Annotated in this window: 22 protein-coding genes and 1 other RNA gene; 10 read left to right on the top strand and 13 right to left on the bottom strand. The window is 63.9% G+C overall.

Annotation, left to right across the window (positions count from 1 at the left end):
* Nucleotides 1-136: 136 nt before the first annotated feature.
* The 7 genes from F758_RS0104360 to F758_RS0104330 form a co-directional block, all read right to left on the bottom strand.
* Nucleotides 137-649, bottom strand: coding sequence for a dihydrofolate reductase (locus F758_RS0104360; RefSeq protein ID WP_024506710.1), 513 nt, complete (start codon nucleotides 647-649; stop codon nucleotides 137-139).
* 5 nt (nucleotides 650-654) lie between these two features.
* Nucleotides 655-1,137 (bottom strand): GNAT family N-acetyltransferase, encoded by a 483-nt coding sequence (locus F758_RS0104355; RefSeq protein ID WP_024506709.1) that lies wholly within the window; start codon nucleotides 1,135-1,137, stop codon nucleotides 655-657.
* Between the two features lie 8 nt (nucleotides 1,138-1,145).
* On the bottom strand, nucleotides 1,146-1,940 hold the full coding sequence (locus F758_RS0104350; RefSeq protein ID WP_024506708.1) for a thymidylate synthase: 795 nt from the start codon (nucleotides 1,938-1,940) through the stop codon (nucleotides 1,146-1,148).
* 209 nt (nucleotides 1,941-2,149) lie between these two features.
* Nucleotides 2,150-3,661: a tripartite tricarboxylate transporter permease gene (locus tag F758_RS0104345; RefSeq protein WP_024506707.1), complete on the bottom strand. Its 1,512-nt coding sequence runs from the start codon at nucleotides 3,659-3,661 to the stop codon at nucleotides 2,150-2,152.
* Nucleotides 3,662-3,668: 7 nt separating this feature from the next.
* Nucleotides 3,669-4,169, bottom strand: a complete 501-nt coding sequence (locus F758_RS0104340; protein WP_024506706.1) for a tripartite tricarboxylate transporter TctB family protein — start codon at nucleotides 4,167-4,169, stop codon at nucleotides 3,669-3,671.
* Between the two features lie 97 nt (nucleotides 4,170-4,266).
* On the bottom strand, nucleotides 4,267-4,800 hold the full coding sequence (locus F758_RS0104335; protein WP_024506705.1) for a chromate transporter: 534 nt from the start codon (nucleotides 4,798-4,800) through the stop codon (nucleotides 4,267-4,269).
* Entirely contained in the window at nucleotides 4,797-5,408 is a 612-nt protein-coding gene (locus F758_RS0104330; protein WP_024506704.1) for a chromate transporter, read from the bottom strand. Before F758_RS0104330 ends, F758_RS0104335 begins: the two co-directional genes overlap by 4 nt.
* A gap of 71 nt (nucleotides 5,409-5,479) precedes the next feature.
* Between F758_RS0104330 and ssrA the strand changes: the two genes are divergently transcribed.
* The 7 genes from ssrA (at nucleotide 5,480) to feoB (ending at nucleotide 11,292) form a co-directional block, all read left to right on the top strand.
* Nucleotides 5,480-5,838: a transfer-messenger RNA gene (ssrA, locus tag F758_RS47055) on the top strand.
* A 176-nt stretch (nucleotides 5,839-6,014) separates the two neighbouring features.
* Nucleotides 6,015-6,530, top strand: coding sequence for an SspB family protein (locus tag F758_RS0104325; protein WP_024506703.1), 516 nt, complete (start codon nucleotides 6,015-6,017; stop codon nucleotides 6,528-6,530).
* A 77-nt stretch (nucleotides 6,531-6,607) separates the two neighbouring features.
* Nucleotides 6,608-8,026 carry a class II fumarate hydratase gene (gene fumC / locus F758_RS0104320; protein ID WP_024506702.1) on the top strand — a complete coding sequence of 473 codons (1,419 nt, stop codon included), beginning with the start codon at nucleotides 6,608-6,610 and terminating at the stop codon, nucleotides 8,024-8,026.
* A 330-nt stretch (nucleotides 8,027-8,356) separates the two neighbouring features.
* Nucleotides 8,357-8,545, top strand: coding sequence for a DUF4169 family protein (locus tag F758_RS47350; RefSeq protein WP_084305090.1), 189 nt, complete (start codon nucleotides 8,357-8,359; stop codon nucleotides 8,543-8,545).
* Entirely contained in the window at nucleotides 8,542-8,832 is a 291-nt protein-coding gene (locus F758_RS0104310) for a ribbon-helix-helix domain-containing protein (protein ID WP_024506700.1), read from the top strand. The genes F758_RS47350 and F758_RS0104310 overlap by 4 nt, the downstream gene beginning before the upstream one ends.
* 292 nt (nucleotides 8,833-9,124) lie before the next feature.
* Nucleotides 9,125-9,400 (top strand): FeoA family protein, encoded by a 276-nt coding sequence (locus F758_RS0104305; RefSeq protein WP_024506699.1) that lies wholly within the window; start codon nucleotides 9,125-9,127, stop codon nucleotides 9,398-9,400.
* 20 nt (nucleotides 9,401-9,420) lie between these two features.
* Entirely contained in the window at nucleotides 9,421-11,292 is a 1,872-nt protein-coding gene (gene feoB, locus F758_RS0104300; RefSeq protein ID WP_024506698.1) for a ferrous iron transporter B, read from the top strand.
* Here feoB and F758_RS0104295 read toward each other — a convergent pair whose 3' ends face one another.
* The 3 genes from F758_RS0104295 to F758_RS0104285 all read right to left on the bottom strand — a co-directional run bounded on the left by F758_RS0104295 (nucleotide 11,293) and on the right by F758_RS0104285 (nucleotide 13,689).
* Nucleotides 11,293-11,514, bottom strand: coding sequence for a hypothetical protein (locus tag F758_RS0104295; RefSeq protein ID WP_502689120.1), 222 nt, complete (start codon nucleotides 11,512-11,514; stop codon nucleotides 11,293-11,295). It lies immediately after the preceding gene.
* Between the two features lie 34 nt (nucleotides 11,515-11,548).
* Entirely contained in the window at nucleotides 11,549-12,640 is a 1,092-nt protein-coding gene (locus tag F758_RS0104290; protein ID WP_024506696.1) for a DUF2336 domain-containing protein, read from the bottom strand.
* 137 nt (nucleotides 12,641-12,777) lie between these two features.
* Entirely contained in the window at nucleotides 12,778-13,689 is a 912-nt protein-coding gene (locus F758_RS0104285; RefSeq protein WP_035720652.1) for a LysR substrate-binding domain-containing protein, read from the bottom strand.
* A 96-nt stretch (nucleotides 13,690-13,785) separates the two neighbouring features.
* Here F758_RS0104285 and F758_RS0104280 point away from each other — a divergent pair, with 96 nt between their 5' ends.
* Nucleotides 13,786-14,304: a DinB family protein gene (locus tag F758_RS0104280; protein WP_024506694.1), complete on the top strand. Its 519-nt coding sequence runs from the start codon at nucleotides 13,786-13,788 to the stop codon at nucleotides 14,302-14,304.
* A gap of 57 nt (nucleotides 14,305-14,361) precedes the next feature.
* On the opposite strand, the gene F758_RS0104275 is transcribed toward F758_RS0104280, so the two are convergent.
* Together F758_RS0104275 and F758_RS0104270 are read right to left on the bottom strand one after the other, a co-directional pair.
* Nucleotides 14,362-18,048: an AsmA family protein gene (locus F758_RS0104275; RefSeq protein WP_024506693.1), complete on the bottom strand. Its 3,687-nt coding sequence runs from the start codon at nucleotides 18,046-18,048 to the stop codon at nucleotides 14,362-14,364.
* Between the two features lie 259 nt (nucleotides 18,049-18,307).
* Nucleotides 18,308-19,540, bottom strand: a complete 1,233-nt coding sequence (locus F758_RS0104270) for a cytochrome P450 (protein WP_024506692.1) — start codon at nucleotides 19,538-19,540, stop codon at nucleotides 18,308-18,310.
* Nucleotides 19,541-19,686: 146 nt separating this feature from the next.
* Here F758_RS0104270 and F758_RS0104265 point away from each other — a divergent pair, with 146 nt between their 5' ends.
* Nucleotides 19,687-20,295 carry a TetR/AcrR family transcriptional regulator gene (locus F758_RS0104265; protein ID WP_024506691.1) on the top strand — a complete coding sequence of 203 codons (609 nt, stop codon included), beginning with the start codon at nucleotides 19,687-19,689 and terminating at the stop codon, nucleotides 20,293-20,295.
* Between the two features lie 227 nt (nucleotides 20,296-20,522).
* Here F758_RS0104265 and F758_RS0104260 read toward each other — a convergent pair whose 3' ends face one another.
* On the bottom strand, nucleotides 20,523-21,599 hold the full coding sequence (locus tag F758_RS0104260; RefSeq protein WP_024506690.1) for a hypothetical protein: 1,077 nt from the start codon (nucleotides 21,597-21,599) through the stop codon (nucleotides 20,523-20,525).
* 171 nt (nucleotides 21,600-21,770) lie between these two features.
* Here F758_RS0104260 and F758_RS0104255 point away from each other — a divergent pair, with 171 nt between their 5' ends.
* A complete protein-coding gene (locus F758_RS0104255) occupies nucleotides 21,771-22,526 on the top strand; it encodes a class I SAM-dependent methyltransferase (RefSeq protein ID WP_024506689.1) in 756 nt (251 codons plus the stop codon).
* The last annotated feature ends 88 nt before the right edge of the window (nucleotides 22,527-22,614 follow it).

Below are 22,614 nucleotides of genomic sequence, written 5' to 3'. Positions count from 1 at the left end.
GGACGCCCCCCTCCCTTACAACGCAAGCTTCGCAATGCCCCCTCTACGGCCTTTAGCGCAAGCAGCTATGCTTGGGGCGATATTTGTCAAATTAAACATTACCGAACGCAGTTAACCCTTGTAACCCTTGGCCCTGCTAACCCTTGGCCCTGCGCCGATAGGTCACATAGGAGAATGCCGCGCTGTCCTCCGGCCCGGGGGGATGGCGCGTGCGGGCCACCTCTTCCCACAAGGCCGCATCGATCACCGGAAAGGTGGTATCGCCTTCGGGATGGAGATGCACTTCGGTGATTTCGAGGCGATCGGCGTCCTGCATCCACTGCGCGTAGATATCCGCGCCGCCAATCACCGCGATCTCGCCGACCGAACGCCGCAGCGCATCGCCGCGCGCCACCGCTTTCGCGTCCTCCAGCGACATCGTCACGACGGCACCATTTGCGCGAAAGCCGGCATCACGGGTGACGACGATGTTGGTGCGTCCCGGCAGCGGCCGCTTCAGCGAGAGGAAAGTCTTGCGGCCCATGATCACGGGCCGGCCGATCGTCATCGCCTTGAAGCGTTGCAGATCGCTTTTCAGCCGCCAGGGAATCGCGTTGTTTGCGCCGATCACCCCGTTCTCGGCGACCGCGGCGATGAGGACGATTTCCATCGCTTTCAAGCCTTCGCCGCGAGCGCTTGCAACGCGGGCCCGGTGACGCGACACAGCGTCCACTCATCCATCAGGCCGGCGCCGAGCGACTTGTAGAACTCGATCGAAGGTGCGTTCCAGTCAAGCACCGCCCATTGCAGGCGCGACCAGCCGTTCTCGACGCACGTCTTCGCAAGATGGGCGAGCAGCGCCTTGCCGATGCCGTTGCGGCGATACGGCGGCCGGACGAACAGATCTTCGAGATAGATGCCGAAGCGCCCCGCAAAGGTGGAGTAGTTGAGAAACCACACGGCAAAACCGGCCGGCTCGCCGTTCCAGCGCGCGATCTCGCAGAACAATCGCGGCGCGTCCGCAAACAGCGCCGCCTCGATCAGCACCTCGGTCGCTTCGACTTCGTGCGAGAGCTTTTCATACTCGGCGAGTTCGCGCACCAACGTCAGCACGAGCGGCACGTCGTCGGGGCGGGCGCGAGAGATGGTCAGAGACATTCAATCGCTCACACCGCGACTTCGGCCTTGATATGCGGGTGCGGGTCGTAGCCCTCGAGCTTAAAATGCTCGTAGCGGAAGCCGAAAATGTCTTTCACCTCGGGATTGATCTTCATGGTCGGCAAGGGGCGCGTCGGCCGGGTGAGCTGCAGTCGGGCCTGATCGAGATGGTTGGAATAGAGATGCGCGTCCCCCAGTGAATGAACGAAATCGCCGGGTTTGAGCTCCGTGACCTGCGCGACCATCATCGTCAGCAGTGCATAGGAGGCGATATTGAAGGGCACGCCCAGGAACACGTCCGCGGAGCGCTGATAGAGCTGGCAGGAAAGCCTGCCGCTTGCGACATAGAACTGGAACAGGCAGTGACACGGCGGCAGCGCCATCTTGTCGACCTCGGCCGGATTCCAGGCAGTGACGATCAGCCGCCGCGAGTCCGGATTTTTCTTGATCATCTCGACAACGTTGCTGATCTGGTCGATCTGGCGTCCATCCGGCGCCGGCCACGAGCGCCATTGCGATCCGTAGACCGGGCCGAGATCGCCATTGGCATCGGCCCATTCGTCCCAAATGGTGACGCCATGCTCGTGCAGATATTTGATGTTGGTGTCGCCCTTGAGGAACCACAGCAGCTCATGCACGATCGCCTTCAGTGGCAGGCGCTTTGTCGTCAGCATCGGGAAGCCGGCCTGCAGGTTGAAGCGCATCTGGTGACCAAAAATCGACAGCGTGCCGGTGCCGGTGCGGTCATGCTTCTCCACACCGTCAGACAGGATGCGCTCGAGCAGGTCGTGGTACTGGTTCATGGGTCGCGTTGCCTGGGAAAGAGGGCGAACTTACCGGCCGGACGCCGTCTTGGCACCGCGACTCGGCCCACCCGAGGCAATTATACCCGAAAAAATGAGCATCCGGCCGGAAACGGCAAGGGCGGAACTCGCGTTCTCCTCTCCGCCTGCGGGGGCGTGGCGGGCAAAGCTCACGCCGCGAAGGTCGGGATGAGCTGGAGGGTGCGGCGCTATCCCTCCACGAACACCTCGTCGCGCTTGCGGCGCAGGGTCGGCAATACCGCCAGCACCAGCAGCCCGGCGGCCGCGGCAATCAGCACGGCCGACAGGGGGCGGGTGATGAACACGCTCCAGTCGCCGCGCGAGATCAGAAGGGCGCGGCGCAGATTTTCTTCCATCAGCGGCCCCAGCACCATGCCGAGCAGGAGCGGGGCCGGCTCGAAGTCGTGCTTGATCAGCCAATAGCCGACGAGACCGAAGGCGCCGGCGAGGATGACATCGACCGGCGCATTGTTTACCGAATAGATGCCGATGGCGCAGAACACGACGATCGACGGGAACATCAACCGGTAGGGTACGCGCAGGAGCCGCACCCAGATGCCGACCAGCGGCAGGTTGATGATGATCAGCATCAGGTTGCCGATCCACATCGAGGCAATCATGCCCCAGACGAGATCCGGCTGCTTCTGCATCACCTGCGGTCCCGGCACGATGCCGTGGATGGTCATGGCGCCGACCATCAGCGCCATCACCGCATTGGGCGGAATGCCCAGCGTGAGCAACGGAATGAACGAGGTTTGCGCCGCCGCGTTGTTGGCGCTTTCCGGCGCCGCCACGCCCGAGATCGCACCGCGGCCGAATTTTTGCGGCTCGCGCGAAATCTTCTTCTCGAACGTATAGGCCGCAAAGGACGCGATCACGGCGCCGCCGCCGGGCAGGATGCCGAGGATCGAGCCCAGCACCGTGCCGCGGAAGATCGCGGGCAGCGACTCCATCATGTCCTTCTTGGTCGGCATCAGGCCGGTGATCTTCTGCTGCACCAGCTCTCGGTCCATCTCCGCACCGGTGTCGAGATTGCGGATGATCTCAGCAAAGCCGAACACGCCCATTGCGACGGTGGCGAAGCCGAGCCCGTCGGCGAGCTCGGGAATGTTGAAGGCCATGCGCGAGGCGCCGGTTTCGATGTCGGAGCCGACCATCGAAAGCAGCAAGCCGAACACGATCATCGCGATCGCTTTCAACACGCTGCCCTTGGCGAGCACCACCGCGAAGATCAGGCCGAGCACCATCAGGGAAAAATACTCGGCCGGACCAAAGGCGAGTGCGAATTTCGTGAGCGGCGCGCCGAGCAGCGCGATCAGCACAGTCGCCGCGCAGCCCGCGATGAACGAGCCGATCGCGGCAATCGCAAGCGCCGGACCCGCCCGGCCCTGCTTCGCCATTTGAAAGCCGTCCAGCGTAGTGACCACCGAGGTCGCCTCGCCTGGGATGTTGACCAGGATCGAGGTGGTCGAACCGCCATATTGGGCGCCGTAATAGATGCCGGCCAGCATGATCAGCGCGCCGACCGGCGGCAGGCCGAAGGTGATCGGCAGCAACATGGCGACGGTTGCGATGGTGCCGATGCCGGGCAACACGCCGACCAGCGTGCCAACCAGCGCGCCGATCAGGCAGAGCATCAGATTCACCGGGCTGACGGCGACGCCAAAGCCGAGGATGAGGTTGTGAAAAAGATCGGCCATTGCGCCCTCACCGCACCAGGAATTGCGGGAACAACGGCATCGGCAGTCCCAGCACGTAAGGAAAGAGCAGCGCGCAGCCGACCGTGAGGCAAATGCCGACGATAATGGTCTCGACCCAGCGGGTCTCGGGCGTGCCGAGCGCCGAGATCAGGAAGGCCGCGAAGCCCGACACCACGAGCCCGAGCGGCCGGATCGCCACGGCAAAGAAGATGATGGCGAGCGAAACGAACAGCGGGCCGCGCCAGGAATAATGGGCGAGCTTCGGCCCCTCGCTGACAAGGCCGGTGATCATCACCGCAGCGCCCAGCCCAAGCAGCAGGACGGCGAACATGCGCGGCGCGGTCCCGGGCCCGAAAGTGAAGCCATGCATGCCCTGCAGATCGCTGGAAGCCCAGAGCGCGAACAGCGCAACGCCCATCAAGACGATGCCGCCGACGAAATCCTGCGGGCCCCGAACCCATTTCGGTGCGACGGATTGGCGCGGCGGCCCGCCCGGCGTGTCACTCATCGATATCTCCCCCCGAATTCGGGCTTGGCGCCCAGTTTATTTCGGATTTGTTCGGACCTTGCGTCACCGCTCGGTCCCTCCTGCCTAGCGGCTTTCGCTAGACGATGCCAGCAAAACCCAAAACGCCGCCGGCGAGCAAGATCCAGAGCGGGTTCAGCCGGGTTGCAAAGGCAAGCACGGCGGCGGCGAGGGTAAGCAGGACCGCAGGCCAGGTTCGATCGGAGGCCTGCGCCACGACCAGCGCGCTCGCGCCCATCAAGCCGATCGACAGCGGCACCAATGAGGCCTGGATAAGCGCGGGCCAGCGCGCACCCTTCGAACCGCGCAGCACGCGGCTCACGACATAGGCAAGCAGCGCGGTGGGCAGGCACATCGCAACCGTCGCCGCAAATGCACCGTTGAAGCCGGCGACCTCATAGCCGATCAGGGTCACGATCAGCACGTTCGGCCCCGGCGAGAGCTGCGAGATCGCAAACACGTCGGCGAATTGCTTGTCGGTCAGCCAATGCATGACATCGACGGCGATGCGGTGCATTTCCGGAATGGCGGCATTGGCGCCGCCGACCGCAAACAGCGACATCAGGCCGAAGGTCCAAACCAGCGCCCAAATCGGATTCGTCTCGGAGGTCACGTCACGGCCCGTCGTCGCATGTAAAGGGTGATGGCGAGACTGATTGGCACGGCGACCAGGAGCACGAGCTGGAGCGGCAGCCGTCCCAGCCCGATCGCGACAAAGACCGCGACCATGAGCAGGACCGCCGCGACATCACGCCTCTTGATCAGCGGCATCAGCATGCGAAACACGGTCGCCACCAAAAGCCCGATCGCCGCGCCGGAGATACCCGCCAGAACCCGGCGCAGCGCCGGGATATCGCCGTAATGGGCGTAAAGCGCTGCAAGCGCCATGACCAAGACCATCGGCGGCGCGACCAGCCCGGCAAAGGCCGCAACCCCACCGACGAAGCCCCGGAAGCGCGAACCGAACACGAACGACAGGTTCACGATGTTCGGACCGGGCAGAAAATGGCAGAGCGCGAACGTCTCGTTGAACTCGTCCGCCGTCATCCAGCGGTGTTCTTCAACAATGGCGCGGCGGGCGAACGGCAAGACCCCGCCGAATCCGGCCAGCGACATCTTGGCGAACGCGAAAGACAGCGCAACAAGGCCGGGCGGAGCTTGGGCGGTACTTAAGGGAAGATCCGGCCGAGAGGCAGCGGCCGGCGGCGAATCCAACGACATTCCGGCAGGGTAGACGGCAGTCGCGCCGACGCCAAGCCAATTTGGCGTGTTCCCGGCGAGCGTGGCATTACGGCACTGTTTTTCTTGAAGTTTGCGCTTATATTGGGGCTGCCGGTTCGCCGGCTATGGAAATAAACGGCCGTCGCAATAAACCTATCGGACCCGGGGGCAGTACCCGGCGCCTCCACCCAAGCCCACCCCCTGAAAGGTGGGTTTCGGCGGGGGCGAAACAGGATCGACGAGGGCGTAAAGGGCGAGCTTTTTCCCGGTATTGTTCCGCCGTTATCGGGCTACTGCAATAGTTGCCAACGACAACTATGCTCCGGTTGCTCAGGCTGCGTAACGCAGTTTGAAAGACCACTTTAAAGCCCTAGCGGGTTAAGCTCCGCTAGGCGGGGTTCGGAGGCACCTGGCAACAGAAGCCTCCACTTCACCTGCTTATCCCCCGGGCTGAACCTGCCGCAATTTCTGTCCGCGGCGGCTGCTGACCTTCCAATACCGCCGGAGTAGCATAAGCAGTGAGAAGGGCGAGTCGGATGACCGGAGTTGGGAATGACCGGTCTACCGGTTTTGCCGGCGTAAGACGAACCTGACAGGGACCCGACCATGGCGACCGACCATATCAGATACGATGTGCTGGCGCGGGACGCGCTGCGCGGGGTGTTGCGCAAGGTTTTGAGCGATGCCGCCGCGCACGGATTGCCCGGCGAACATCATTTTTTCATCACTTTCATCTCCGGCGCGGAGGGCGTGAAGCTCTCGCCGCGGCTGCTCGCGCAATATCCTGACGAGATGACCATCATCCTGCAACACCAGTTCTGGGACCTGGTGGTGTATGAGGACCGCTTCGAGGTCGGCCTGTCGTTTGGCGGAATCCCGGAACGGCTTGCGGTTCCCTTCAGCGCCATCACGAGCTTCTTCGATCCTTCCGTGCAGTTCGGCCTGAAATTCGAGCAGTCGGAGACCGCGCCCGAACCTGCGGCCCAAAACCTTCCCGCAGCGCCTGCGGGCCCGGCTTCTCCCCTCGCCGCTCCGGCGGCTCCGGCGGAACCTGCGGAAGAGCCGGCAAAGCCGAGCGAGGGCGCCGAGGTGGTGCGGCTGGATCGCTTCCGCAAGAAATAACCCACGCGCGATGTTCGAGAGACCGTAGGCTTGCGCGCAACCTTCGGCGCGTTCGACGAGAGTAACGGGCCAGTTCGATGGACCAATCGACGAGATCATCGCGAAGCGGCGCAACGCGCATCGAAACCGACAGTTTCGGTCCCATCGAGGTGCCCGCCGATCGCTATTGGGGTGCGCAGACCGAGCGTTCCAGGCAGAATTTCCGCATCGGCAAGGACCGAATGCCGATCGAGATCGTGCACGCCCTCGGCATCGTCAAGCTTGCGGCGGCCGAAACTAACCGCGCGCTTGGTCTGCTCGATCAGCGCCGCGCCCGCGCGATCGCCCGCGCCGCGCGCGAGGTGATCGACGGCAAGCTGGACGATCATTTTCCGCTGGTGGTCTGGCAGACCGGGTCTGGCACGCAAAGCAACATGAACCTCAATGAGGTGATCGCCAACCGCGCCAACGAGCTGCTCGGCGGAGAACTCGGCGCGAAAAAGCCGGTGCATCCCAACGATCACGTCAACATGAGCCAGTCGTCCAACGACTCCTTCCCGACCGCGATGCACATCGCGGCGGCGACCGCCATTGCCGGCAATCTGATCCCCGCCTTAGGCGAACTGCTCGCCGCGCTGCGGGCGAAGGAAAAGGCCTTTGCCAAGATCGTCAAGATCGGCCGCACCCACACCCAGGACGCAACGCCGCTGACGCTGGGACAGGAATTTTCCGGCTATGCCGCGCAGGTCGAGAGCGGCATCGCGCGGCTGCGCCTCGCCTTGAAAGAACTCTATCCGCTGGCGCAAGGTGGCACCGCGGTCGGCACGGGCCTTAACTCCAAGCCGCGCTTCGCCAAGCTGTTCGCGCAAGACGTCGCGAAGATCACCAAGCTGCCCTTCGTCAGCGCCCCCAACAAATTCGAGGCGCTGGCCGCCAACGACGCCTATGTCTTTGCGCATGGCGCTATCAATTCGGCCGCCACCGGACTGTTCAAGATCGCGAACGACATCCGCCTGCTCGGGTCGGGCCCGCGCTCGGGCCTGGGCGAATTGATCCTGCCGGAAAACGAGCCCGGCTCCTCGATCATGCCCGGCAAAGTCAATCCGACCCAGTGCGAGGCCATGACCATGGTCTGCTGCCAGGTGTTCGGAAACCACACGGCCATCACCGTGGCCGGCAGCCAGGGCCATTTTGAATTGAATGTCTACAAGCCCGTGCTCGCTTATTGTATGATGCAGTCGACGCAATTGCTGGCCGACGCCGCGCGTTCATTCACCGAGCACTGCGTCGTCGGAATCCGCGCCGATGAGAAGCGCATCCAGGAATTGATGGAGCGTTCGCTGATGCTGGTGACTGCGCTTGCTCCCAAGATCGGCTACGACAATGCCGCCAAGGTGGCCAAATCCGCGCATGCGCGGGGCACCACGCTCAAGGAGGAGGCGTTGCGTCTCGGCTTTGTCTCCGAAAGCGAATTCGATCACTTGGTGCAGCCGGACAAGATGACACGTCCAGGCTGACGATTAAGGGGCAACACGAAAGCGCGTCCTCCGGAAAACTACGGAGTGTGATACGATTTACCGTTGGACGATATAATTATAAACCATAATGGGCAGCGATGAAGCTGAGGGGGCTTTATCGTTGGCAGGCCGCGGGAGAGGCAAAGCCTTTTCGCAGTGCGGCACGTATTTTTTGATTGTGTTAGGCAGCGATTAGCAGGGATTGTTTCCATGACCGAGTTAGCCCTCGCCTTTCCGGCGCATACGGATACTGGTTTTGATTTTACGCATCGCGCGCGTCTTCCCGATATCCTCGCCCTTTCCCGATTTCATGAATAGCGGGAGGTGCGCATGGGGGATATTGTCAATCTGAAGCGTTTCAAGAAGCGCATCGAGCGCGAGCAGGCGGCCAAAGAGGCCGAAGCGAATCGCGCGCGATTCGGCCGCAGCAAATCCGAACGGACGGCCGAGCAAAAGCGCAAGCAGCGCGCCAGCGAGTTGTTGGACCAGCATCAGCTCGGGGGCGAGAACGCGTCATGAAGTCACCCGTCGTCAAGCGTTCGATCGTGGTCGCCGGTCACAAGACCAGCGTCAGCCTCGAAGAGGCGTTCTGGAACGGCATGAAGGAGATCTCCGGAGAGCGCAACATGACCCTCTCGGAGCTGGTCGGCGAAATCGACAGCAAACGCCAGCAGGGCAATCTGTCCTCGGCGATCCGCCTGTTCGTGCTCGACTACTTCAAGAGCCGTGCAGCGGCGGGCTCCGGCGCGGTGACAGGCGATCCCAAAGGCCATCCGCACGCTTCCTCGCCGGCATCGGGTTCGTAGAGATCGGTGCGGGCGCGCCTCGGTTGCGCCCGCCGCCAAGCGGCTTTTGGGAGCCGATCAGATGGAGGCCGGCACACTTCGGTCCTGCGGCTGGGCGCCGGCCGGGCGCGCTATTCCCGAAGCGCGGATCACGAAGCCTCGATCACGCGCAAAGACATTTTTCGGCCGAATCGCCGCGCGCGGAAGCCGACTTTGACCCCGCGCAAAGTTAGCCTCTTTAAAATCGCTCTAAGATGCGAGGCATTCGCAAGCTTGCGCTTGACCTCGCCCGCGCCGATTGAAAATACAGCTCATGACCGACCTCCCGGACCTCAGGCAGCAATTGCCGCTGGGCCTTGCGCCCCGCGGCTATAGCGGCACGATCCATCGGCTGGCCGCCGGCCAAGCCCAATCCACGCTGCCAAGCGACGAGCTCGAAAGCCGGCTGATCGAGCTCGGCTTTGTCGAGGGCGCGAGAGTGGAGATCCTGCACGAGGGCATCGTGGCACGCGACCCGATCGCCGTGCGCGTGGACAATGTGACCGTCGCAATCCGGCGGCGCGAAGCGATGGCGATCATCGTCGCCTGACGCGACCGGACCTCAAAACGATGGAAGCTCCCCTGATGCATCTGGCCCTGGTGGGCACGCCGAACAGCGGCAAGACCTCGCTGTTCAATGCGCTCACCGGCAGCCGGCAGAAGGTCGCGAACTATCCGGGCGTCACGGTCGAGCGCAAGGAAGGCTTCTTCGTCACGCCCGCCGGCCGCCAGGTCTCGCTGGTCGACCTGCCCGGCACCTATTCGCTGCGCGGCCGCAGCCCGGACGAGGAGATCACACGCGACTTCGTGCTGGGCAAAGCCAAGGGCGAGATCCTCCCCGATCTGGTGCTGTGCGTCGCCGATTCCACCAATCTGCGGCTGACGATCCGGCTCCTGCTCGAGCTCAAGGCAACCGGCCGGCCGCTGGCGCTGGTGTTGAACATGTTCGATATCGCCAAGCGGCGCGGGGTCACCGTGGACGTGCCGAAGCTGTCGGCCGCGCTCGGCGTGCCCGTGGTCACTTCCATCGCGGTGCGCAAGGGCGGCACCGCCGAACTGCTCTCCCTCACCGACGAGATCGCGGCGCAGGTGCAAGCCGCGCCTGGACAAAACCTCTGGCGGCCGCTTTCGGCATCGGAGCTTCGCGCCACCCAGCGCGAAGCCGATCGCATCATCGCATCGAGCGTCAGCCTGCCCAAACGCCCCGACACCTGGACCGCGCGGATCGACTCGCTCGTGCTGCACCCGGTGGCCGGACTTGTGATCCTGCTCGCGATCCTGTTCGTGATGTTCCAGGCGGTGTTCGCCTGGGCGCAGCCCTTGATGGAGTTGCTGTCATCGGGCTTCGACACGGCAGGCCAGTTCGTTCATGACACGCTGCCTTCCGGCCTGTTGCAGAGCTTCTTGCAGAACGGCGTGATCTCCGGCGTCGGCAGCGTCATCGTGTTCCTGCCGCAGATCATCATCATCTTCCTGTTCATCCTGCTGCTCGAAGATTTCGGCTACATGGCACGCGCGGCTTTCCTGATGGACCGGATCATGGGCGGCGCCGGGCTGCACGGTCGCGCCTTCATTCCACTGCTCTCGAGCTTTGCTTGCGCCATCCCCGGCATCATGGCGACGCGCGTGATCGACAACCGGCGCGACCGCCTCACCACCATCCTGATCGCGCCGCTGATGACCTGCTCGGCGCGTATCCCGGTTTACACGCTGATCATCTCGGCCTTTATTCCGCCCAGGGACATCTGGGGCTGGGTCAACCTGCAGGGGCTCGTGATGTTCGGCCTCTATGCGACGGGCATCACCAGCGCGCTTGGCATGTCCTTCCTGGTGAAATTCCTCATGTGGCGCGACTACCAACCCGCGCCCTTCATGCTGGAATTGCCCGATTACAAGATGCCGCGCCTGCGCAGCATCGCTATCGGCATCTACACCCGCGCGAAAATGTTCCTGCAGCGGGCCGGCACCACGATCTTTGCGATGATGGTGCTGATCTGGTTTCTGGCCTCATTCCCGCAGCCGCCGGCAGGCGCCGAGGAGCCGGCAATCAACTACAGCCTCGCCGCAGTCATTGGGAAAGCGATCGCGCCTCTGCTGGCGCCGGTCGGCTTCAACTGGCAGATCGCGGTCGCGCTCATCCCGGGCATGGCTGCGCGGGAAGTCGCGGTGGCGGCACTCGGAACGGTCTATGCGATCGAGGGCGGCAAGGAAGCCGCCGAACAGATCGGACAGGTGCTCACCACCAAATGGAGCCTTGCGACCGCGCTGTCGCTCCTGGTCTGGTACATCTTCGCGCCGCAATGCGCATCCACGCTCGCCGTGATCCGCCGTGAGACCGGCAGTTGGAAATGGATGGCGCTCACCTTCGCCTACATGCTCGCGCTTGCCTATGCCGCGAGCTTTGCGACCTACAACATCGCACTCGCGCTCGGCGCAGGCTGATTATCTGAAATAGTCCTGCACAAGCTGCAGATCGCACGACGCGGCCGGCCTGCCGGTAAGGCCGGCGTCGATGACGCGGCGGCACGCCGCCACCGCGACCTCGTCCCCGAGATCGCTGGCCGCATCGACAACGAGCCAGGCCGCGTCGGCCGCAGAGCCATCGCCCTTAGGTCCATTGCGGTCTGCGAGACGGCTGTGCAGATCGCTCACATCGATGCTCAAGGTTGGTTCCTGATGGATTTCAAAACGCGGACACTCAGGCCGGGATCGGCACTCCCGAGATGCGGGATTCATAGAACTTCAGAATGCTGCGCGAGGACTCGACGTTCAGGCCGCGATACTCGTCCTTGAAGTCGCTCAAGTCCTTCGCCGAGATGCGGTGATCCTTGGCGCCCAGGAACAGAAGCGACATCGTGGTCTCCCACGAGAAGTCGAGGGCTTTGGCGAGCACCAGCAGCATTTCCCGGTTGCGGTCCATCAGCACGCGTTCGATCACGTCGCCGGGTACGCCGCTCAGCAAGGACAGCCCGATCGTCACTTCGTCGAAGCGATGCGAGCAGGCGTAGCCTGCGATGCTTGCCTCGTTCAAATTGCCGAGGCGGTGCTGTGTCGCGACCACGCGCTTGGCGACGAAATGGCTGCGCGAGGAAGGACCGAGCTTGGATTGCAGCGTGCCGGCCAGCTCGCTGACCGAGCTCTGAATCTGCGCGACCATCTCGGGACGTTCGCGCGCCAGGCGCTTCTTCACGTCCTCCGACGCCTTGGCGATGAGCTGCTGAAACAAGTGCCGCGGGATATCGGTGCGCAACCCAAGCTGTTCGGCCAGGATGGAATCGCCCTCGGCGCGCTTGATCATGTGCAGGAAGCCGAAGCCGGAAAAGCGCGCCCCCTGGTTGCTCGCCACCGAAGTGACGACGTCGCGATCGCCTCGCGTCACCAGGACGTCGGTGACCACCGCATCGAGCGATTTGCGCTTGGAGATCGCGAGCAGATGCGGCTGGCCCTTGGTCTCGGCATTGGCGACCAGGATGTCGCTGTCGAGCCGTTCCGAATTGGTCAGCACGGGTCCGGCAACCTCGATCGCATCGTCAAAGGCGAGCTTGTGGATGACGTTGGTCGGCGCCTTGTCGAAAGAGGCGAGTCGCTCGGCAAGCTGCGCGCGCGCCGCGACCTCGATCTCCTCGGCGAGCCGCCCGATCACTTCGCCGAAGGTCCGGATCTCGTCTTCGCTGTAGCCGCCCGTGATCAACAGGTTGGTCGCATACCACAAGGCGCGCTCGCGGCTTTCAGCCGTTCCTCGCGAGATCGCGTGATCAAGATCGCGCAGAAACGATTTCGCCTCACTCATTGTCAGAAAACCTCAACTCGCAACAGAGGCCGCATGGATTCAGATGGTCTTGAACTTAGGCGGGAAACGCAATTATTCCGTAAAATCGGCAACTAAGGATTGCCGCTCAAAATTCGCTTAATTTCGCGCAAATGGGTTTACGACTTCGTAACGGCTGCGGCCGCGCGGAACGGTCCGGCCGCCTCGACGACGAAATCGCGAAAATCGGTCAGAAGTCGCAGGTTCCGTACCCCCGGCCGATAAACGAAATAGTAACCAGTCGGAAGCCGCAACGGATGATCGGCCAGCATCATCAGCCTGCCTGACGCCACGGGCGGTCCGATATAGGCCATGTCCATCAGCGCGATCCCCGCGCCCGCAATCGCCGCATCGAGCGCCTGAGCGCGCGTTTCCACCGTAAGCCATTTGGGCGAGCCGTTGGCGGACAAGGGAGCCGCCTTCTGCCAGCGCGTCCAGTCCATGAAGCGCGAGCGTGCCCGGATCAGTGGAATGCCGCGCCAGCCCCGGCCCGTGTTCGCGCGCGCGCGGCCGGCCACCACGGGCGCCGCGACCGGCATCAGCGTCTCCGCAAACAGCAAGATCGAGATAACGTCCTTCCATTCGCCCCGGCCGTGCCGGATCGCGCAATCAACGTCCTCGCTGGACAGATCGACCGCCCGCGTGGTGGTCGAGATCGCGACTTCAACACCGGGCCTGCGCGCCTGAAAATCGGGAAGGCGCGGGATCAGCCAGAGCGAGGCGAAGGTCGAAACCGTCGATAGCCGGATCTGGCCGCGATGGCGCCTCAACGGTTCGACGGCCGCCTCGATCCGCTCCAGCGCATCGCCCATGCTGGCAAGCAGCCTTTCCCCGTCCTCGGTCAGAACGAGCTTGCGCCCCGCCTTGCGCGTGAGCGCGATCCCCAAGCTCTTTTCGAGTTCGGCAATCCGATGCGACAGCGCCGAGCGCGTCACGCCGAGCCGCTCGGCAGCCCCGGTGAGGCTGCCCAGGCTGTGGAGTTGCGACAGCGCCAACAATGCACGTGCCGAGGGCGGGGCCGGCCTTGGCAAGGGCGGGTCTCCGGTGACGATTGGTGAGATAATCTCACCAATGTTGCGGCTCCAGCAAGATAGGATCGGCGCGCTTCGCTTGTATCGAGGACGACGATGAGCATGGAGAATTTCAGACAGCTTGCCGATTACAACCACTGGGCCAATTGCCGCCTCTACGAGGTCGCGCTAGCAATGAGCGAGGAGCAGTACCGCCGGCCCACCGGCGTGTTCTTCGGCAGCCTGCACGGCACGCTGAACCATTTACTGCTTACCGATCGCGTCTGGCTGAAGCGCCTGACCGGGGAAGGCGAGCACCCCAGCCGGCTCGATGCGATCCTGTTCGAGGACCGGTGCGAGCTTGCGCGAGCCCGCATGGCGGAAGATGCGCGGCTCAAGCGCGTGATCGCCGGCTACGGCGCGGACGATCTCGGCAAGGCGGTGTCGTACCAGACGATGGCGGGCAAGCCGCAGCAACAGCCGCTGCAGGACATCCTGTTGCACCTGTTCAATCACCAGACCCATCACCGCGGCCAGGCGCACGCCTGCTGCTCGATCGTCACCGGGAGCGAGCCACCCTCGCTTGATCTGATCCTGTTTCATCGCGGCGTGCCGGCACCCACGCTCGCAATCTAAGTTTTATTTGAGCATGATCTGTCCGGAAAACCGCTGCACACTTTTCCGGATCATGCTTTAGGGATTGGTTATCGCCGGCGGGGTCAGCACCAGCGGTGGCCGCGGTTTGGGCTTGGCCGGAGCCGGCGGTGGCCCGGGTGGCGGCCTGACATCGATCGGCGGTGGCAGGGGCGCGACCTGCTGGCTGACGGCCGGCGGAGGCGTTGGGGCCGCCGGGATTGCCGGCGAGCTGGGCGGGCGGGGCGGACCCGCCTTCGGCACTCCCGGCACGCGGCGCGGCGGCTCATGGCCGGACAGCGGTGCATCCGACAATGATTGGTGAGACGGCATGGGCTCCGGCCGCCCCGGCAGCGGCAACGCGGCTGTCGACGGCGGAAGGGTCGCAGGCTCCTGCGGTTGCGGCTCGCCACGCTCGATCGAATCCAGCCGGCGCGTCTCGCGATCGATTGCGCGCACGGCCAGCCAGGACGACAGGCTCGTCACATCGACGCTGCGGGTCAGCGCGCCCGGCGGGCCGGCCATGAACAACTGGATCTCCGGATGGCTGCTGCCCGAACCGATCGCAGTGGACGCGAGCGTGGCCCTTATATCGGCCTGGTCGGCCGGGATGTCGTAACCGCCGGAGATGATGGCACGGACGCCGTCGCCTTCCAGTGCGGTCGCGCCAACGCGCAGCCGTCCGTCCCGGACGGTGAACGGGATTTGTGCGGAAGCCACCAGGAGCGCCCCCGACGCCAACGCCGGCTCGACAATCTGGCGCAGTTTTGCATCATCGATCGACAGGCCGCTGTCGCCGGCGCGGATGGCGAGTTCGAAGGCGCGCGGATCGAGGCCCATGATGCTGGCGCCCTGCAGCGTCACCGTGCCGTTGCCTGATAGCGCGCCGGTCAGGGCGGAGACGCTCCGCCCCTGGCTCGTCAACGCCATCTGCAGGGAGGTGCGGCTAGCGGGCATTTTCAGGTTGCGATAATGCAGCGCCGCGCCGTCAACATTCCTGAGTTCGACGCTGGCGTTGAGCACGAGCCCGTTCGCGCCGTCCCTTGCATCGATCGTGGCGCTGGCCTCGCCGCCGCCGATCGCTCCTTTCAGCCCATCAAACGTGATCGACTGACCATCGCTCCTGATGACGCCGCTCACCGGGCGCAGTTCGATGCCATCCGGCAGCTCGCCGCGCAACGCCTGAAAGGTGATGCGGCCGCGCCAGCCTTTGGAGAGACCCGCAACCAGCGGCGCGGCCGGATCATGACCGGCAGCCCCAATCGCAACAGCAAAGGCCGGCGCAAGCTGAAGTGCATCCAGCCCCACCTCACCTTGCACCTCCTTCTGCTCGCCAAGGCTCACGGCCAAATGCCCGCGGAGCCTGGCCGTCGCACTTGTGCCGTCGAGATCGTCCAAGGTCAGCTTGTTGCCCTCAAGCGAGACGTGCGAGGACAGGCTGATATTTTGTGCGGACGCATCCGACGGCTTGAGGCCGAACAGCGGCGCAAGGTTCGCCTTGCGCACCCGCAAATTCACGTCGGCCTTGGCATCCTGTGCCAACGGCTCGGCGCTGCCTTGCGCGTCCGCATCAATCGCCGTCCCCGTCAGCTTCGTCGACACGTGCAGCGGCGTGCGCCATTTGCCGCTCACGGAGCCTTCGAACTGGGCCGGCCCCTCGCCTGGCGCGATCACATGGTCGATGCCAAGCAGCGCCAGCAGCGCATCGCTCCGCTGCGCCGACAGCTTGGTCGCGATATTGACATCGCTGCGGCTCAGCGCGTCGAAGTCAATGTTGCGGAGCGCCTGAGCAGGCAGGCTCGCGGTCGCCGTGGCGTCGCCCTTGATGAGCTGCGGTGCTTCGATATTGAGCTGAGCCAGCGCGGAGATCTCGGCCGGCGCGGCCTTGCTTCGGGACAGATTGAGCGTCAGCTTCGATCGCACCGGACCCGCGCCGGTTCCCGTCGCATTGAGCCGCGCGGCGATTGACGGCGCGAACGGGGCAAGTATCCCAGCGATTTGGCCCATCGACGCGGCGGTCGACTCGACTGTCAGGTTTCCGAACAGGCCGTCGCGATCGAAACGGCCGCCGCCGTCCAGCATGACGCCACCTGGCTGGCCGATCTTCAACCGATCGAGCACGATGCTCTTCGGCGTATAAGTCAAGCTCGCGAGAAGCGGACGAAACTCCTGACCGGCCGAACTGGCGCGGCCGACATCAAGTGAAAGCCTCGCCTCGTCCGGCCATTGTCCCTGTGGCCCCGCCAACGAACGCACCAACGCCGCCGCTGCATCGAGATCGAGCTGATCCGCCCGCAACGCCGCATCCAGCCGCGAGCCGCCATTGGCAGCCGCAGGCGAAAACGCAACCCGCCCCTCGACGGCCCCGCTGTCGGTCTCCGCCTTCAATCCGTCGAGGACGACCCCGTCCGGATTGACGGCAACGTTGCCGCGCAGGCGCAACGATTTCTGGCTGCGGCTGGAAACATCGCTACGTCCCTGCAGCCAAGCCATCAGCACATCCGGATCGGCAGAATCGATATCGAGCGCGCCGGCAAGAGTGCGGGAAGAAGGCAGGCCGTTGAAGCCGACTTGGGTGTTGCCCGGTGCGCGGAGGTCGAGCCGGTCGATCGCCCACGACGTCGCATCGCCATGCAGTTCGATCGACGGATTCTGCAGTGGCCGGCTTCCCAGCATGACCTGCTCGCCGCTGGCTTCGATGCGGACCGGCAGCGGCGGATGCGGCACGTCCGCTGTCAGGGCGCGCAAGGCCGGCCATATCAGCACCGGCTGGACGCCGCTGTCGGCCGCATTGTCCGTTGCGAGCAAGCGGTCGATATCGAGCTGGCGCGCGGACAGTGTCATATGCAGAAGCGGCGAGGCGCCGAACCGCATGTCGCCCGCGCCGGAAAACTTCAGCGCGCGTTCCTCGCTGCCGTAGCTCGCCTCGATCTGCTCGAGTTGTGCCGCGTTATGATCGGCCTTGAGCTTAGTGGTCACCTTCCAGGGCGTGCGGGCCTCATTCGGCTTGGCCTTCGGCACGGGCGGAACGGCCAGCGTGAGCGCGCCTTCGAAACGCGGCGCTCGTGTCTCAAAATTCAGCACACCATCGAGCTCGGCAGAAACGGGCCGCTCGCCCGGATCGATGTTGAGGTGAAGACGGGTGCCGTTGCCGTCACTGGTCTGCCCGGAGGAGACGCGAAACGGATAGCGCGTCCCCGCCACCGTGACCTTGCCGTCGCCGCGGATTGCGCCGGAGAGCGAGCGGACATCGCCGGAAAAGCCGATATCGGCGAGCTCCAGCGTGGACCGGCTTACTGCATCATGCAGCGCCGCGCGGCCGGTCACGTTCAAACGATCGATCGAGAGCGAGGCCCAATTGAACCTGCCGTTCGAGGCCGGCCAGTCGATCCGGCCGTCGCGGTCGAGCCCGAGATCGAGCGACATGCCGCCGATGCTGAGCTCATTGGCCCGCCATTGCCCGCGCATGAGGTCACCGAGGCTGAACTCGACCTCGAGCCTGTCGGCGCGAACCTTGCCGAGATCGTTGGGGCCACCCACCGTAACGGAGCCCAGCCGCAAGGTCGGCGTCGGCAACAGCCGCGCCTGCAACTCGCCCGAAACCTTGACCGGCGCGCCAATGATCTGCGTCGCCTCGGCCTCGAATTGCGGCCGGAACTGGTTCCAGTTGATAAAGTACGGCCCGATCAATGCGGCGATCAGCGCCAGGATCAAGGCGATCGCCAAGCCGAGCAGCGTGGTCTGCACGGGGTCTCCTTTTTGGCAAGCACCGGCGACAATCCCCCCGGGCGGCCCTCGGGGACCGCTCAGCGCCGAAGCGATACCTTATATAGAGAGAACTGTGGCGATGTCACAGTCATCCACACCATCTGTCGCCGTCCGCGAAGCGGATGATCCAGTATTGCAGAGACTTTAGTCGTTGGACGGAGACGCCGCAGTGTACTGGGTACCCGCCTGCGCGGGGTCCGACCAGCTCCGTTGTGGCACGCCTCCCAGCCGGAAAACCCTACCAACTCGCCGGCAGCCGCTTCAGGCCGCGCAGCACGAATGTCGGCCGCCACTCCGGATGCTCTGCGTCATCCAGCCGCAGCTCTGGGATGCGGCGGAGCAGGGTCGCGATCGCAAGCTCCGCCTCGATCCGCGCCAATTGCGCACCCAGGCAATGGTGGATGCCGCCGCCGAAGGACAGCGGCCGCACGTTGGGCCGCCTGATATCGAGCCGGTCGGGGTTATCAGGATAGGCCGCCGGATCACGGTTGGCTGAACCCAGGAGGCACAGCACGCTTTCGCCCTTCGGGATCCTCCTGCCGCCGAGATCCTCGATGTCTTCCAGCGCTACCCGCCCGGTCATCTGAACCGAGGAATCGTAGCGCAAGAACTCCTCGATCGCGCCAGCGATGAGCGACGGATCGGCCTTCAACTGCGCAAGCTGATCCGGGTTCCGGTGCAGCGCCAGGAGCCCGTTGCCGATCAGATTGACTGTCGTCTCATGGCCCGCACCGAACAACAGAATGATGTTGGCGGTCAGTTCCTCATTGGTCAGCTTGTGCCCATCCTCTTCCGCCTGCACCAGTTGCGTGGTCAGATCGTCGCCGGGGCTCTTCCGCCGCAGCTCGAACAGTTGCTCGAAATACATCCTGGCCATCGCATTGGCAGCGTTGGCTTGCGCGATCTCTTCCGCCGTCAGCGGCACGGGCTCGAGAATGCGACCGCCGTCGCGCGAGCTCTTGTAAAACACCTCGCGATGCTCCTCGGGGATGCCGAGCATGTCGCAGATGATGGTTACCGGCAGGCGGAAGGCAAAATCCTCGATCAGGTCCATCCGCCCGCGCTCGATGACGGCGTCGATGGTCTGATCGACCACCTGCTGGATGCGCGGCCGCATGTCCTCGACGCGACGCGCGGTGAACGCTTTCACCACAAGGCCGCGCAGCCGCGTATGATCGGGCGGATCCTGCTGCAGCATCCAGTGGCTCATGGCGCGAAAGATCGGCTCTTGCATGATGTCAGGGCCGTAGCGACGCTTGCTGCGCTCGACGAAATCCTTGCCGAAGCGCTTGTCGCGCAGGACCTGGCTCACCTCGGCGTGACGGCTCGCGAGGAACGCGCCATGCACGGTGAGATGCATCGGAGCGGTGGTGCGCAGCCGTTCATAGGAGGGATAAGGATCCCTGATGAAATCCGGCGACAGCGGATTGAACAGCGGGTCGGGTGCCGTGGTCTGCACATGTTCATTCATGGTGACCTCGTTCTGTTTTGCCGCGCCGAATGTGCGCTCGCGCATTCGGTTCGCTTGGGCGTTCCTCTGATACGTCCGGCTTGCGCGAGCCGGATGCAACTCGATACAATATTGTATTGAGTTGCATTGTCGCCTAAATTGGACCGATGTCAAGGCTTCGCACCAGACCGACACGCGACGACACCTGTGAAAAGCTGTTCGAGGCGGCGGCGCGGGTCTTCGAGGAACAGGGCATAGGCTCGGCCAGCATCGAGACGATCGCCGCGGCGGCCGGCTTCACGCGCGGCGCCTTCTATTCCAACTTCAGAAGCAAGGACGAGCTCATCATCGCCATGCTCGAGGAGCACGTGGCGCAATCCATTCGGCGCAATCTCGATCTGCTCGACAAGCACAAGGACCCGGCTGATTTCATCGAAGCACTGAGGAGCATGGACCGCAGCCAGCAGGACCCGCTCGGCCGCTCGCCCCTTCTGCACATGGAGATGATCCTCTACGTCGCGCGGGCCGAGAAGCGACGGCCGGAGCTCGCCAAAAGGCTGCGCGCGCGGCGCAAGCTGGTCGCCGAGATCGTGGAGACAACGATGAAGAACAGTGGACGGCCCCCGCGCAACCCGGCCTGGGCCGCCGCGATCCTGCTCGCGCTGGAAGACGGTTTTCGGCTGCATCGCCTGATCGATCCCGAAACCACGCCGGCCGACAGCTTTCTGCGCGCCATCGGTGACCTGCAGCGCGCAATCGGTGTCGTCTCCAGCTAAGAGCATCCAGCTATCCTGGCACACGCGGCATCTGTTTTTAGGCACGAATGGCGGACGACCATCACAACGCCAGCGCCTGTGGTTATGGGTCCTGGCTTTCGCCAGCACGACGTCGTTGAAATGGTCAGCTTCGATTTCGACGATCAAAGACACGCGCTCTCCCCTTCGGCGCGCCCCGGAATGACGGCGGAGATTGTTCGACCCGCCGAGCGCTTCCTTAAAACTCATCAAACTTCGAGCGCGCCAGCGGCCTCGCGCGCCCCGGCCGACGGCTCGGGAAGTCTTAGTTCTCTGAACATCTCTTCCGAGCGCCTGAAGGCTCGGTCGTAGACCTCGTCGCGTTCGACGAAATAGTGGAAATAGCCGGCCGGCGTTTCCGGCTCGATTTCGATCAGCTCGACCTTCCTGAACTTGGGGTCGCTGATGGTGCCGGCCTCGATGAGATCGTTAATGCGTTTCAGCGCATCGACCTCGGCCTTGTAGCCGACCGAGAACCACATCTCATAAATCCAGTCCTGCACGTCGAACCAGTTGGATGGCTCCTTGCCAAACCAGCCGTTGGCGAGAGGGCGGGCGACGAAGATGCGGTCGAAGATGTGGAGCTCGGAGAGGATGCAGGAGCGGTGATAGGCGCCATCCATCCTGCCGCCGGGAATGTTGTGAAATCCGTAGAGCGAGAGCCAAAGCGCGGATTTGATCGCCTCCGCCGTGATCGGCAGAATGGCGCGCTCCGCGGTCGCGTCGGTGACGTAGCGCAGGTCGCGCCTGGGGTTTGCGATCGCCGGGCGCGCTTTCGGGATGGCTTTTTTAGACGGCATCAATTCCGCAGCGATTTTGTTGCCATAGAGAAGGCCCATTCCCGTCGTCGGTTCGTAGCTGTTGAAGAGAATGCCGACCGGGCTCGCGTTCAAGATGTCTGCGACATTCTGAAAATAGGTCTCCGGCCGGTCGGGCACGTATTCCTGCGCCGGCAACAAACGGTCGGCGACCGATTTCAGCACGCCTTCCCTGGCACTCGGCCAGGAGATCAGACGCGCCAGCGCTTCCGGATAGGCCGGCCTGAACACGCCCGGATAGCCGAAAAAGGCGGTCTGTAGCTGCGCCAGGGGATTGCTTTCGCGTTCGCGCATGATCAGGCTCGCCCGCAGATTCTTCGCGCTCAGCCAGTCCGCAAGCACGAGAATTTGCCCGCTGGTCGCGGTCACCAGCTCCGGCTTGATGCCCCACTTCGTGGCCGCGGCAAGGAATCCCGCACCATGGGCATTGAACCCGCCGAGGCCTGCCAAGGCGAAAGCAACGCGCATCGATCGATCCTCCGTCGAGAGCGAGCGCTGATGTCGCGACTCTATGTTGTCTTGTTCCCGCAAATCAAGTGAATGGGCTGAGCAACGCGCACCATGGCGTGATCGGGCCGAACGGAAAATTGATCCGCGGTAACTGGCCACGGCCTGCAGGAAGGCGATACTCAGCGCATCATGAGCCGTTTCGCCACCACCGTTCCGCTTTACGCGCAATTCCGCCCGCCCTACCCGCCGGCATTTTTCCGCACCGTGGCGGAAAGGCTTGGCTTCTCCAAGCAGCACGCGCTGATCGATCTCGGTACCGGTCCGGGCCTGCTCGCACTCGGCTTCGCCGCTTACGTCGGCCGCATCGTCGGCGTCGATCCGGAACCTGCGATGATCGCAGCAGCCAGAGAAGCGGCGGTACGCACCGGACAAGCGTTCGCGTTGATCGAAGGCAGGGCTGAGCAGCTGCCGCACGATGTCGGCACATTCGAGGTCGTCACGATCGGCCGCGCCCTGCACTGGATGGATCGCGCCGCCATTGCCGCGCTGTTTGAGCGCTTAGTGGCGCCCAATGGCGTGATCGTCGTGTGCTCGGCGCGGTCCGCGGCCGATGGCCGCAACCCATGGCTGGACGAGTACAACGCGGCACGCCAGTTCTGGTCGGGCACGGACGGCAGCGCGCATCACCGTCAGGATCTTGCGGCCCTTCTCGGCGGTACAAGGTTTCGTCTCGCCGAGACCATCGAGGTCGAGAGCAACCATGAAATCACCCCGCGCGATCTGGCGCAGCGCGTGCTCACCTTCTCGACCTCTTCGCCCGCAGTGCTCGGCGATAAGGCGGGCGCGATGCTGGCCGATGTCGAGCGGCGCATGCAGCGGTTCAGCCGCGAGGGCGTGATCACCGAGATCGTGGTGTCGAAGGCGGAGATTGCACGCGAAACCTGACGCGCGCCTCGACGTTAGAGAGCGGAGGCCGATCCATTACGGCTCGGCTCGTTCTGGAACCAACGTTGAACTCAGAGAGTCCATGGCA

It is taken from the genome of Bradyrhizobium sp. ARR65 (assembly GCF_000472385.1).
Taxonomy (GTDB): domain Bacteria; phylum Pseudomonadota; class Alphaproteobacteria; order Rhizobiales; family Xanthobacteraceae; genus Bradyrhizobium.
The sequence above is the reverse complement of the archived record's forward strand: the minus strand, read 5'-3'. Positions and strand labels throughout refer to the sequence as shown.